A 12,976-nucleotide genomic window follows, 5' to 3' on the forward strand; every position below is an offset into this window, starting at 1 on the left:
CGCCACAGGCGAGAATGGCGCCCACACCAAAAGGCACGTGATCGTCCAGCTTGGTTACTGCCTCCTGGCGCACCACGGTGTACTCGGCCATGGTGCCCAAATGAAACGAGCGCTCTACCGGCTTTCCATCGAGCTGGCTGGCCGCCTCATGGGCGTGGCCGCATAAGGTGTTTGAACACACTGGGGAGTGATTTTCGCAGATATGGGTGTTGCCCTCTAAACACTGAAAACAATAGCCGCAGGGGATGGCCCAATTCAGCAGTACCCGGTCGCCGGGGGTCAGGTGGCTCACTTCGTGGCCTACGGCGTCGACTACACCGGCACCCTCGTGGCCCATGACAAAGGTTTTGTCCCAGTTTTGTACAGAGTCCCAGTCGGTATGACAAATGCCGGCAGCTTTTAGTTTGATGCGTACCTCTCGCGGGCCGGGCTCACCCACAGTAATTGTGCGCAGTTCAAACTGACCGCGGCCATCGGAAACAAGAGCTTTTGACTGTGGCATGGTTATCCCCAAATTATCAGAAATTTGATGTATTTGACCATTAGAATAAGGGGTTTACTATAAGATCTGGCCCTAAAGTATCAAATCTATGATGTTCTGGGGGCGTGCGTCAGTACTGGCCAAGTGCCGCGGGAGCGACCAATAAATGAAAAAAAGTAATATCTACTGCGAGCCGTTTTGTATTCGTCAGGGGCAGAACTTTGAAGTGCACCATGTGGTGTACAACCACAATGATCCCTATTCCTGCTTTATGCACTTTCACGAGGTGCACGAGCTGATTGTGTTTCAAGAGATCGAGGGCAACTTTTTCTACAATCAGGGGCAATCGCAATTGCACGATTACGATCTGGTGTTTACTCCAGCGCTGGAAACTCACGATTTTGAGCTAACCGAGCGGCCCAAAAGTTGGTATATCGTGCAGTTTCTACCCTCGGTGCTGGAAGATAGCCAGCTCGGCGGCGCTGCGGATTTCTTTCGCTACGGGATGCACCTCAGGCCCTCGGCCGAGGCGCGAGCACAGATTGCGCAAGTCACCGCCTGGCTGCTTGAGGCCTACCAGCGGGATCCCTTTAGCGAGAAGTCGCAACTTCTGCTGGGCTTGCTGCTAAGCTGCGTGGTGGAGGGGGCCGTCCCCGTGCAGGCGCCTCACACTCAGCCGCTGCAGCGGGCTGCGGGTTTTGAGCGGTTAACCCCGGTGATTAATTTATTTCGTCATCAGCGCTACGTGGAGTTGTCGTTAAACGAGGCGGCCGAGCTGTGTCATTTATCTCCCTCGTACTTTTCGCGCCTGTTTAAAAGCGTGTTTCGTTACAGCTACAGTGAATACAGCATTCGCCACAGGCTGTACAGCGCCGCCAGGTTGCTGGCGCAAAGCGAGCACAGCATTACCGATATTGCCTACGAGTTGGGTTTTTCCAGCCCGTCGCATTTTATCTCGCTGTTTAAAAAGCAGTTTGGCGTTACCCCTAAAAAGTATCACGATCAGGTGGTGGTGAAGAGCTAACCAGTGTTTCGCTTGAGTGGGTTGCAGATGGAGGAGCTTTACCAATTTAAACATATGATGTTTGAATATGTGGTATGATTTGCGAAAATGCTAATAATCCAGCGGAGAGTTCGATGTCGAGAAAGCTTTTAATGGCCGCAGTGGCCAGTTTAGTGCTTGGTGCCTGTAGCGAGGACGCCTCATCCCCGGTGCCACAAATTAATACTACTCGCTCATTAGAGAGCGGCACCAGCCAGGACAGCAGTCACTATGTGATCACGGCCGAGCAGAAAATCACAGCTCTTCAGCGCAAAATGCAAGAGGCACGAAAGCAGAGCCTGGATGTGACCCGCGAAGAGACCGTACTGTGGTTTGCTAACGAGTTTTTAAAGTATGCCTCTTGGGATGAGGCTAACCAAGAGGCAGTGGCGTACGCTTTTGCCCAATACGCCCCTTACGCCGAGCGCAGTGAGCAGCTGGCTGCCGACATTCCGGATTTTCAGCGGCAAAAGGTAATCGAGATTCTCGATGCTGCCACGGCGGAATTGGACCAAGTAATAACGGGCACTATTACACGCCGTCCGGTGCCCAAAGTGGATTGGCAGAATATTGAGGTTGGCGACAACATGTTGCTAAGTGATGGCAAGCCGATATTTTTATACGATTATTTTTCTAAGTCGGTGGGCCGACCGTTAACCGATACGGCGGTTTACAATGATCACCTCGGTGCTATTTACCACGGCGGCGAAAATCTTTATCCGGTCGATCACGACCGCGCGATTAACTCTTTTCTGCTAAAAGAAGACGGCACCTTCGATGAAGCGCTGCTGAGCGAAGTCACCGGGATCGACAACAGCAACGTGGGCTTTTTAATCTACTGGAATATGGGTATCCCCGAGTGGGTCGAAGCGCGCGAGCCCGAAGTGCGTAAAGGCCGTTCGCTGTTTACAGGCTACGATATTGATAACCCGTTGGTGCGCGATGTGTGGGGCACCATCGCGAAAGAAACCGGGGCCTTAACCCGCGACAAAAAAGTCACACAGCTGGGTTATATTTTGGCCAACGAGCCGCATTGGTACTCGGAAGCAGGTCACTGGAGTCAAAATTTCCAGGAAATGAACGAAATATCTTCCTACACACTGACTCATTTCCGTGAATGGTTACACGAGAAGTATGCTGGCGAAATTGCGCCATTAAATACTAACTGGAAAACAGAATTCGCCTCATTTGATGAGGTATCCATTGATATCCCCATCAATCCAGAAACTCGTGGCACACCCATTTGGTACGACTGGAGCCGTTTTAATATGGACCGCTCGATCAACTGGTTTAGCTTTTTGCAGAGCAAGCTCAAAGAGGGCAACCCGAGCGCCGATACGCACATTAAAATTATGCCCAATATGTACAGTGAGAATAACCGGTCTCACGGTATCGATGTGGAGGCGCTGACCGAGCTGACCACTATGATCGGTGATGACGCTAAGGCTCGTGAGTCTCGTTTACTCAATCACAAAAATCCAGAAAAATGGGAGGCTCATTATTCTCTGTTCTGGGAAGAGATGAGTATGTCATATGACTTTATGGAGTCGGTGTCACCAGAAAAAATTCATGTTAATTCTGAATCGCATTTCTTGTCGGCCTCTTGGTGGCGTGATCTGGACACCAGTGTTGACTATGTTCATGCAATTTATTGGTTGGCTACCCTACAAGGTATGGATGCCAATATGGCGTGGTTCTGGGCGCGTGATCCGGACGGTTCGTTCGAGGATCGCCTGGAGGGTGAGCTCAACTTTTTCGATCCGGCTTTGGCTGGATCATTTGCCGGATCGGTTAATCAGCAGCCACACATTGCCAATGCCTTTACTCAGGTTATGTACGACTTGAATAGCTTCTCTCAGGAAATTATTCAGTTGCGCAAGCAGCGCCGCCCTCTACGTTTGTTCCATTCTGAAACCTCAGCTATTAATAAACCTTTCCATATGTCTGAGCAGTTTGACGTTTATGAAAAGCTATTTTTTGAGGGCTTTCCGATGGGCTTTGCCACGCAGAAAATTATTCAGAAACAGGATAACAATTCATGGGATGCGGTGCTGGTGTACAAAACCGAATTTGTTACCCGTGCTGAGCTGGAGGCCTTACAGCAGTATCTGGATAACGGCGGTACTGTGATCGTCGACAGCCCAGAAAGTTTAAGCAAGGACGAATATGGCCTGCCACATTCTGTTGCGCTGAAAGGGCCCAAAGAGCGTCTTGTTCAGCTCTCTGGCGACGCCACTTTGGAGGATATACGGGAATTGGCGCTAGATACTGTAAAAGAGTCTCTGCCCAGAGTTAAACTTCGGGAAAGCAATGGTACCGGCCATAAAGGTGTTCGCTGGCAAGCCATTGCTCAGCAAGATGGCCGTTATCTGATCAGCGCAATTAACTTGGGTAAAAATGACGCAACCCTTACCCTCAACGTTGAGGGCGGCGGTGAATTGAACGTGGTAGATATGCTCACTCAGAAGCCAGTGTCTGTTACGCCCGTGTTGGCACCTAAAAGCGTGGTCTTGTGGCAGGTTAGGGTTGGTCAGTAAGTAACGGCTATAACACGATTGACGCTAAGCAAATGCAGCAGTTGGACGTTCAGGTTATCGATGTCGCATGCCAATGGTTGGAGGCCGGCGAGCCCTTGTGGTTGGCAACCGTGCTGTCTACCTATGGCTCATCGCCACGGGAGCCGGGCTCCATGCTGGTGGTTCGTGGTAATGGCGATTATGTTGGCTCTCTCTCAGGTGGCTGTGTTGAGGAGGATTTTCTCGCGCGAATACGCGCGGGGGAATTTAGTCAAAAAGTTACCCAGCTGATTTATGGTTCTGCCGCTCCCGAAAGTGGTGTTCGGTTACCTTGCGGTGGTACTTTAAGCTTGATGTTGGAAAAATTCGAATCCTCCTCTCAAGCCCGACGGCATTTTCGTCTGCTGCGCAGCGCTCTTGCTGGGCAAAGTACCATACGACGTAATGTAAACGTTGATTCCGGCGAGGTTGAGCTAGAAGAGGATATCTGTTTGGGTAAGAGGGTGGAGCATCAGGGCAGGCGGATTTTTATTCGCGTAGGCGCTGCCACAAAGCTCGTGATTGCCGGAGCATCCAGTGTGTCGGAAGTTTGCGCCAATTTTGCCAAAACTTTAGGGTTTGAGGTGATAGTTTGCGACCCGTGCGAAGAGCGGTTGAGTCAGTTTTCGTTTACAGATTGTAAGATTATACAACAACTTCCCTCGCTTTATATTGCAACTCCGGGGATGTGTCATGGTGCTAGTGCGATAGTGGCTCTGACCCACGATCCGCGCATCGACGATTTGGCATTGGTTGAAGCGGTAGAGACCGATGCTTTTTATATTGGAGTTATGGGTTCAAGGAAAACGTCCCAAGCCCGAGCCGAACGTCTGCAGCGCATTGCCCATTTAACGGATGATCAAATACATCGTATCCATATGCCCATCGGCTTGGCACTTGGCAGTAAAACACCTGCCGAGATTGCATTGGCAGTTATGGCCGATATTGTTCGAGTGAAGCGGGCAAGGGGGCGAGATGAGCTCTGAGCACTCTGTTGTAGGCTTGGTAATGGCTGCGGGTTTCTCTCATCGATTTGGAGCTTTGGATAAGCGTGCTCTAAAGGTACCTTCAGGTGCGACTCTGTTGGCAGAGACCTGTAAGGCTGTAACACAAATTTGCCCACGCTCGTGGGTAGTGTTGCGCGAAGAAGATGATGCGAATAAGTTGGGTTTAAATGAGAGTACGATGATTATTCGTACTGAGTGTGCTGCTTTAGGGCTGGGTGCGAGTATGGCGGACGGTTTTCGAGCATTATTGCTTGCTGAGTTTGCCGATAGTGCTGCGGTGTTTTTAGGTGATATGCCATTTATTCAGCAGGCAACTTGCGCGCCTTTATTTGAAGCATCGGGCAAAAGTTCGATAGTGCGCCCAGTGCTCAACGGGCAGCCTGGACATCCTGTAGTGTTTGGGCGGTGTTTTTGGCCTCAATTAGTCTTGTTAAAGGGGGGTGAGACAGGTTCGACCATCCTTCAGCGCAATGCCCAGTGGGTGAATCACGTGCCAGTTGATACTCGAGATGTTTGCCTAGATATAGACCGATTTAGGGATATATCCAAGCTTATTACAATGTATTAAACGTGAGTCTGAACAGCTTAGTTTGACTTGCAGTTGTTTTGCTCGTATATTTAAACATCATATGAATATTTATATAATATTAATATATTGATCGCCCTCGCCTATCTTGTGAGCATTGAAATCACCGAAACGGCTGAATAATAAAAACAAAATGAGGAATTAAAAATGGGGCTGCGCCAAGTTATACCTGAAGGGAAAAGTAGTTCGTTTTCTGGAAGCGAAGTTTTCTTTCCTCAAGCTGGCACGGTTTCTCGAGCACAAAATCATTGCTTTTCGGCTCAGTCGCTTGATGTTCAGTGGGAGAGGCAAGCTATCCAAGCCTTGGACGGCAGTCCAGTTCGTTGTGAAATATGTTGTGAGTCGGCTGAATTGATGTGTCAGTTATTACGGGGCTCGGATATTGGCTACTTTTCGGTTTTATATCACCAGCTGCAGCAGTATTTACACTTTCAGGAACCAATGGATGAAGCGTTGGCAAGTCTGCAAAGGCTCCCTCTGACGAGTACTAATAGCTTTTGTGTTCTACGCCCTTGGCAAGTATTACAAAATATTATTTGTAAACGTTTAATGACCTAATCTGGGTCTTCGAGGCAAGTGCAGGAGTTAGCTCAATCATGATTAAGTTTCAAGTGAATGGCGAAACACACAGCTACAGAGGTGATACTTCTATGCCGCTGCTGTGGTTTTTACGCGATATTGCTGATTTAAAAGGAACCAAGTTCGGATGTGGGAAAGGCTTGTGTGGAGCCTGCACTGTGCACTTGAACGGCCAGGCCGTTCGTTCCTGTGTTTTGCCTGTGCAAGTGTTAGATGGACAAAGTGTCACCACCGTAGAAGGTTTAAGCGATGATGCCGGTCATTCGATACAACGGGCATGGCAAACGCTGAATGTAGCTCAGTGTGGTTATTGCCAAAGTGGTCAGATGATGTCAGCAGTGGCCTTGTTGCAAGCCAATAAAGCCCCTAGTGACGAGGACATCAACAATATGATGAGTGGGAACATTTGCCGTTGTGGTACCTACCCGCGCATTAAAAAAGCAATCAAACTTGCCGCCGATCTGGCCATAAAAGTTAATTAGAGGGGCTGTTCGTGTCACAGGTAAAATGCATTAGCCGTAGACGTTGGTTGACGGGAGTGGCTAAAACATCATTGCTACTTGGGGCCACATTGCCCGCGGTTGGATATGTACCTAGAGTACTGGGCGCCGAGGATACGGAGAATCCGCCTGAGCAAGAGTTTACTCCCAGTGTCTACTTAGAGATTGGGCGTGATAATCGGGTGCGGGTAATATGCCATCGCAGTGAGATGGGACAAGGTATCCGAACCTCATTGGCGATGGTGGTGGCCGATGAGTTAAATGCCGATTGGTCTCAGGTTGAACTTGTTCAGGCTCTTGGCGGCAAAAGATACGGCAGCCAAAATACCGATGGTTCCAACTCCATTAGAGGCTTTTATACTGCATTGCGTGAGGCGGGAGCTACTGCCCGCCACATGCTGGAACATGCCGCCGCGCAGCGCTGGCAGCTCGAGCCGGATTTGTGTCGCGCCGCTAACGGGGCGGTGAAGGCCGGCGAGCGCTCACTTAGTTTTGGTGAGCTGGCCGAGCTCGCCGCTACCCAAAAAGTGCCGGATAAAAGCCAATTAACGCTGAAAACCAAAAAAGAATTTAACTTTATCGGCAACCATGAAATTGGCAACTTGGATGCTGTGGATATGCTTACCGGTCGCGCTGTTTATGGCATAGATGTTGAGCAGGCGGATTTGGCGATAGCGGTGGTTGTGCGCCCACCAACAATGGGTGCCAAGCCTGTTAAGTACGATGCGAAGGATGCGTTAAAAGTCCCGGGTGTTATTCAAGTTATTGAGATGCCCGAGCTATCCTACCCGGTGCGATTTCAGCCCTTGGGCGGTGTTGCGGTTGTGGCCGAGAATACCTGGGCGGCGATGAAAGGAAGCCGTCAGCTTAACGTGCAGTGGGCCGCCTCAGAGCACGACAGTTTTGATTCGCAGCAGTACGCCGAAAAACTCGAGGGTTATCTAACCAAGGAGATGCTTACGCACCGGGAAAAAGGCGATGTAAAAACCACGTTGGAGCAGGCAGAAGCGACCTTTACTCGTCGCTACTATGTGCCCAGCCTTGCGCACGCTCCGATGGAACCACCTGCAGCTAGTGCTGTGTGGCATCACGGTATCGTGGAGATCTGGGCGGCTACGCAGAATCCTCAGGCGGCGCAAAAAGCTGTTGCCGACCAGTTCGCTATTGATGAGACTCAGGTAAAGGTAAATGTCACCTTGCTTGGTGGCGGCTTTGGCCGAAAAAGTAAACAGGATTTTGTGGTCGAGGCGGCCTATTTAAGCAAGTCGCTAAAACGGCCGGTTAAAGTCGTTTGGACGCGAGAAGACGATTTACAGTTTGATTATTACCACGCCTGCTCCCGGCAGGAAATTTCCTGCGCCCTCGAGGGCAAAAATATTACCGCTTGGCGCCATCGGGAGGCCGGCCCCGGTATTCAATCTATTTTTAAATCAGGCTTCAGCGGTATTCAGTTTGAATCTAATATGGGTATGCGTGATATGCCTTTTGCGGTGGACAATGTTCTGTGCACCAGCGGCCCGGGCGAGGCCCATGTGCGCTACGGTTGGCTGCGCTCGGTGGCTAATATTGGACACGCCTTTGCAATTGGCTCGTACGTGGATGAACTGGCCCACGAGCTAAAACAAGACCCGTTTCAATACTGGCTCGATTTACTAGGGTCAGATCGTTATATCGATTTTTCTCAGCAGGGCACCAAGTACTTTAACTACGGTGAGAACAGTAAAGATTACCCCTTTGATGTGGCTCGCATTAAAAATACCTTGCGCCGCGCGGCCGATATTGCCGGATGGGGTGAGCCTTTACCAGCGGGACAGGGTATGGGCATTAGTGTGCATCGAAGTTTTTGCAGCAATGTAGCCTGTGTTGCACTGGCTGAGACCAGTGGTGAACGTGTGCGCATTAAAAAAATCTGGATGGTGATCGACGCCGGCATGTTGGTAAACCCGGACCGAGTGAGAGCGCAGCTAGAAGGGGCCGCTATCTTTGGTGTAAGTCTCGCCTACTACGGTGAAATTACCCACAAAAACGGTGTGGCGCAACAACAAAATTTTGATGGCTACCGACTTCTGAGGATGAATGAAACTCCGGAAATCATCACCGATATTATTGATGTTGGTGACCCGTTGCCCGGTGGTGTTGGCGAGCCCGGAGTGCCCCCTGTGGCGCCAGCGGTTTGTAACGCTATTTTTGCGGTAACCGGCAAGCGATGTCGGGAGCTACCTTTGCACAAGCAGGGGTTAGTATAAGGCTGTTGATGAAAGGGCAAGTTCACTTAGGGGCTGATCGTCGGTTTTACTATTAGATAAATTATGTTTAAACCTGATGTTAGTGCTAACATGCGATGTTTCGGTTTAAATATATTGCCCATAAAGGGGATGAATACACGTGAGTGAGCTGGTTTATTACGATTTAAAAGGCTCGGCGTCTATGTCGCCGAGCCTACCTGTGCAAGTGGCGCGCGAGCTAGGGCGCCGTATTGTGGCGGGCCACTTTGAGCCCGGCAGCCTGATTGACGACGAGAACGCCTTGGCCGAGCGCTACCAGGTGAGCCGTGTGGTGGTGCGCGATGCGGTTAAAATTCTGGTCAGTAAAGGGTTGCTGGATGTGCGTCGCGGTATTGGCACCAAGGTGCGTCCGCGCACCCAGTGGGTGATGCTGGATGATGACGTGTTAGCTTGGCACTTGACCAGTTCACCTACGCCCGATTTTTTAAAGCAGTTGATGGATATCCGCCTGGCCTTTGAGCCCAAGGCGGCACGCTGGGCGGCCGAGCGGGGTAGCAAAGAGGATATCGACGGTATCCGCCAGGCGATTGTGCGGATGGAGCTGGAGGTCGGGTCAGTTGAGGGGTTTGTGATCGCTGACGCTAAGTTTCATCGCTCAATACTAAAAGCGGCCCATAACGAATTTATCTCGGCCATGGAGGGTGTCATTTACTCCGCGATTTTAGTGAGCGTGCGTTTAACAAACCAAGATATCGCTGGTAATAAAAACTCGGTTCCTTATCACCGCCGGGTGTTTGAAGCTATTGCTGGCCAGGATGGCGACGAGGCTGAACGTTTAACCATCAAGCTGTTAAGTGATGCCTGTGAGCGCTTAGGTAAGGAGCTGGGGGGGTTTAATTAAGCGGCACGATGATTCTCATCAAGAAAGCCCCGTCCTGAGGCAATGCTGTTCACTTAAGAGGAGCAGCATTGCGATCCACCGGATAGCGAGTCTTTGATATCTTAACCGTTCGAGGCGTTGTTGGTTTCGAACGCCTTTCTAAAAACAGGCTGCCGACCCCGGCTCTAAGCTCCGACAATCGCCGTCCTGGAACCCGCCATCACAATCAGCTGCTGACAGACTGGCTTAAAGCGTATCTCCGATGGTGAACGCTCAAAGGCTATGGCTGCCAGCGCCGCCTCTCGCCGGATAATATTGTACGTCAACAGCAAGCCCCACAACTCCTGATAGACCAGCTCTACCTTCTTGCTGCGCAGCGTGACCACGTTGTGTTGCATGGAGCTTTTTATATCCCTAAACCCCAGCTCTATCTCCCAGCGCTCCTGGTATAGTTGGGCAATATCGCTGGCACTGTATCGTTCTACTGGCAATGAGGTCGGCACCGTTTTCATGCCTCCTTTCACTTGATAACTGACTTGCCTGGCGTCCCAGTACTCGGGTAGCGCCGGGTTTTTCTTTCTCGCTTGAGGGGATACCTGCATACGCACCAACGCATCGTTTTTCCCATAAATGGCGAGCGTCTCTCGCTTAATATTTTTCCGCTCCGGGATCAGCCAGTGACGGCTTTCACGTTGTGTGGCAAGCGTGAGCAGTAGGTCCGCGCTCCAAAACCCCTTATCAAACAAAGTGATTGAGCGATCAGGTAGCTGGGAGAGAAACGAGGTGGCCAGAGGAATTTCTCCCCAGCGGTAGGGGCTAATCTGCGCGTCCACGACCGTATGCGAGCGGATATTCATCAGGGCGACTAGCCGCAGCATCGGAAACGGCGTCTGGCGCTGAGTGGAGGTATTGCCCGAGCCAAAGTGCTCACGCAACTCTGCTGTGTCCTGTATTCGAAACAAGGCCCCGTCGACGGCAAAGACTTGGAGCCCTTGCCACTATCTCCCGGATAACGCTCATGTCCCCAACACTGTCCTGTTTGACGGAACAGCCATTGTACCGGGTCTGCGCCGAGGCGTTTAGGTGCCTCGGTTATACCGCTGCGAGCCAGAAGTTCTTGTGATGCCAATCCTTGCGCACAAATGTTCAGACGCCTAGCCACTTCATGTACGGGCTCATCACGAAAGACCGCCATACCTAAGACAAGCCATAGTACCTGATCGGCAGGCAATCGACGCCTACGGATACTGGCTGAGTGTGTTAAACGCAAGGCAGACTCAACCCACTCAACGGGGATGTGGTGCGTAAAGGTACTAAGGTCGGAGAAGTTAAAGAGATCACTTAGGTCGAGAAGGTCTTGCTGAAAAGCCATAAAAAATCCGATTCGATGCCTGAAATCGGATTTTCTACTAGGTCACGCTGTACTTCAAATGCTTAAGTGAACAGCATTGCCGTCTTGCGGGGCTTTTTTGTAAGCAAAAGTTAACGTATTGACTCCATAAACATCATATGTTTAGATGTGCGCACAATACCAGTTTGTGCTGTGGGTTATAAAAATGAAAAGCTACGATAATAAAGTCACAAAATTCTCTCTCATCGCTGCGTTTGGCGGCTTTGTATTTGGCTTGGATGCAGCCAATATCAGTGGCGCGGTGCGCTTCGTCAGTGCGCAATTCCAGTTAGATTCCATTGAGCAGGGCCTGGTGGTTAGCTGCGCTTTACTGGGGGTGATCGTCGCGCTGTTTTTTACCGGCTCGCTGGTAGAGCGGTTTGGTCGTAAAGGTGTATTGCTGGGTATCGCCTGTGCCTACACTTTATCCTCATTATTATCGTCGCTGGCGCTCAACTACCCTATGTTAATTGTGGGTCGTTTTATCGGTGGTGTGGCGTTCGCTTCCCTCACCGTATCGGCAATGTATATCGGCGAAATGGCGCCGCCTAAAACCCGGGGGCGGTTTGTTTCTATCAACCAGTTGCTGATTACTCTAGGTAGCTTGATTGCATTTATCATCAATTACTTTCTGGTGAAATCGTTGGCGAATATTGGTTGGCTTAACGAGACTAATATTTGGCGTTTTATGCTGGGCGCTGAATTGCTCGTAAATGTGGTATGGATCGCGTTGCTGGTGACCATCCCCGAAAGCCCGCGCTGGCTGGCGAAAAAGCGCCGTGATGATGATGCTCGTGCGGTACTCGCCATGACTCTGCCCGCCGAACAAGTCGATCACACAATGGATGAAATTCGCCACAGTATTCATCAAGAAGGCGATGTACCGGTTACCCGTCAGTTGCGTCAGCTATTTAGCGGCCCCATGCGTTTTGTTTTGCTGATTGCGGTGGCCTATGCGGTGGTGCAGGGCGGTAGTGGTATGAATGCCGTGCTGTTTTACGCCCCTACGGTGTTTGAGCAAATAGGTGCGACAGTGGAGAGCAGTTTTATGCAGACCATAGTGCTGGGTGCTGTGGCCGTGGTGTTTACATTGGTGGCGATCTTTAGCGTGGAAAAATTTGGTCGTCGCAATTTAACTTTGTTGGGCTTAACCCTAGTGGTACTAGCGCATTGCTCTATATGGTACGGCTTCAATAATGCGAGCTATACCATAGACGAGCAAAGCCTGACCGCTATTGCCGAACAAAATGTAGTAACCGAGGCACTTGAGCCATTGGTGGGGATCACTTATGACACAGATGTACAGCTAAAAGCCGCGCTTGCCGAGCACTTTGATAAGTCTCAGTTACCGCTTATTAGTGGGCCGGTGATCAATGCCAGTATCACTATTGATGCAACGTTTGTGCTTTTGGGGCTGTTTGCATTTCTGGCGGCTTTTAATATGAGTATCGGCCCCATTATGTGGGTGATTTTTTCAGAGATATTTTCGAACGATGTGCGCAGTGTGGCCCTGCCGTTTGCTGCATTGGTGCAAACGTTAGCGAGCTTCTCTATTCAGCAAATATTCCCCTGGCAGCTGGAAGTAATGGGCGCGGCGAGTACCTTTTTAAACTATGCCTTTGTCGCCTTTGCCGGTTTGGTGGTAATGGCCATATTCCTTCCAGAAACGAAAGGCAAAACTATTGAAGAAATTGAACAAGACCTTGTAAAGGCGTCTTAACCAGACTGAGA

The 12,976-nt window shown here is 50.4% G+C and carries 10 protein-coding genes and 1 pseudogene; 9 read left to right on the forward strand and 2 right to left on the reverse strand.

Translation table 11 applies throughout. The features are described 5' to 3' along the window. Positions 1 to 502, reverse strand: a 502-nt coding sequence (locus tag Q4526_RS08805) for an alcohol dehydrogenase catalytic domain-containing protein (RefSeq protein ID WP_215976697.1), incomplete at its 3' end; no start/stop codon positions are given. Positions 503 to 647: 145 nt separating this feature from the next. Between Q4526_RS08805 and Q4526_RS08810 the strand changes: the two genes are divergently transcribed. The 8 genes from Q4526_RS08810 (at position 648) to Q4526_RS08845 (ending at position 9,876) form a co-directional block, all read left to right on the forward strand. Next, entirely contained in the window at positions 648 to 1,505 is an 858-nt protein-coding gene (locus Q4526_RS08810) for a helix-turn-helix transcriptional regulator (protein ID WP_215976698.1), read from the forward strand. Positions 1,506 to 1,618: 113 nt separating this feature from the next. Then, positions 1,619 to 4,060: an alpha-amylase family protein gene (locus Q4526_RS08815; RefSeq protein WP_215976699.1), complete on the forward strand. Its 2,442-nt coding sequence runs from the start codon at positions 1,619 to 1,621 to the stop codon at positions 4,058 to 4,060. Between the two features lie 32 nt (positions 4,061 to 4,092). Next, positions 4,093 to 5,064, forward strand: coding sequence for an XdhC family protein (locus Q4526_RS08820; protein WP_215976700.1), 972 nt, complete (start codon positions 4,093 to 4,095; stop codon positions 5,062 to 5,064). Then, a complete protein-coding gene (locus Q4526_RS08825) occupies positions 5,054 to 5,653 on the forward strand; it encodes a nucleotidyltransferase family protein (RefSeq protein WP_215976701.1) in 600 nt (199 codons plus the stop codon). The genes Q4526_RS08820 and Q4526_RS08825 overlap by 11 nt, the downstream gene beginning before the upstream one ends. 165 nt (positions 5,654 to 5,818) lie before the next feature. Beyond that, positions 5,819 to 6,229, forward strand: a complete 411-nt coding sequence (locus Q4526_RS08830) for a hypothetical protein (protein ID WP_215976702.1) — start codon at positions 5,819 to 5,821, stop codon at positions 6,227 to 6,229. 38 nt (positions 6,230 to 6,267) lie between these two features. Further along, a complete protein-coding gene (locus Q4526_RS08835; RefSeq protein WP_215976703.1) occupies positions 6,268 to 6,732 on the forward strand; it encodes a (2Fe-2S)-binding protein in 465 nt (154 codons plus the stop codon). Positions 6,733 to 6,743: 11 nt separating this feature from the next. After that, positions 6,744 to 8,996, forward strand: coding sequence for a xanthine dehydrogenase family protein molybdopterin-binding subunit (locus Q4526_RS08840; RefSeq protein ID WP_215976704.1), 2,253 nt, complete (start codon positions 6,744 to 6,746; stop codon positions 8,994 to 8,996). Positions 8,997 to 9,135: 139 nt separating this feature from the next. Beyond that, complete coding sequence (locus Q4526_RS08845) at positions 9,136 to 9,876, forward strand: FadR/GntR family transcriptional regulator (RefSeq protein WP_215976705.1); 741 nt, start codon at positions 9,136 to 9,138, stop codon at positions 9,874 to 9,876. 49 nt (positions 9,877 to 9,925) lie between these two features. Here Q4526_RS08845 and Q4526_RS08850 read toward each other — a convergent pair. Then, positions 9,926 to 11,227, reverse strand: a pseudogene (locus Q4526_RS08850) (IS4 family transposase). A gap of 184 nt (positions 11,228 to 11,411) precedes the next feature. On the opposite strand from Q4526_RS08850, the gene Q4526_RS08855 reads away from it, so the two are divergent. Beyond that, positions 11,412 to 12,965: a sugar porter family MFS transporter gene (locus tag Q4526_RS08855; protein WP_215976706.1), complete on the forward strand. Its 1,554-nt coding sequence runs from the start codon at positions 11,412 to 11,414 to the stop codon at positions 12,963 to 12,965. Positions 12,966 to 12,976: the final 11 nt, after the last annotated feature.

Source organism: Gilvimarinus sp. 2_MG-2023 (assembly GCF_030547685.1).
GTDB lineage: Bacteria > Pseudomonadota > Gammaproteobacteria > Pseudomonadales > Cellvibrionaceae > Gilvimarinus.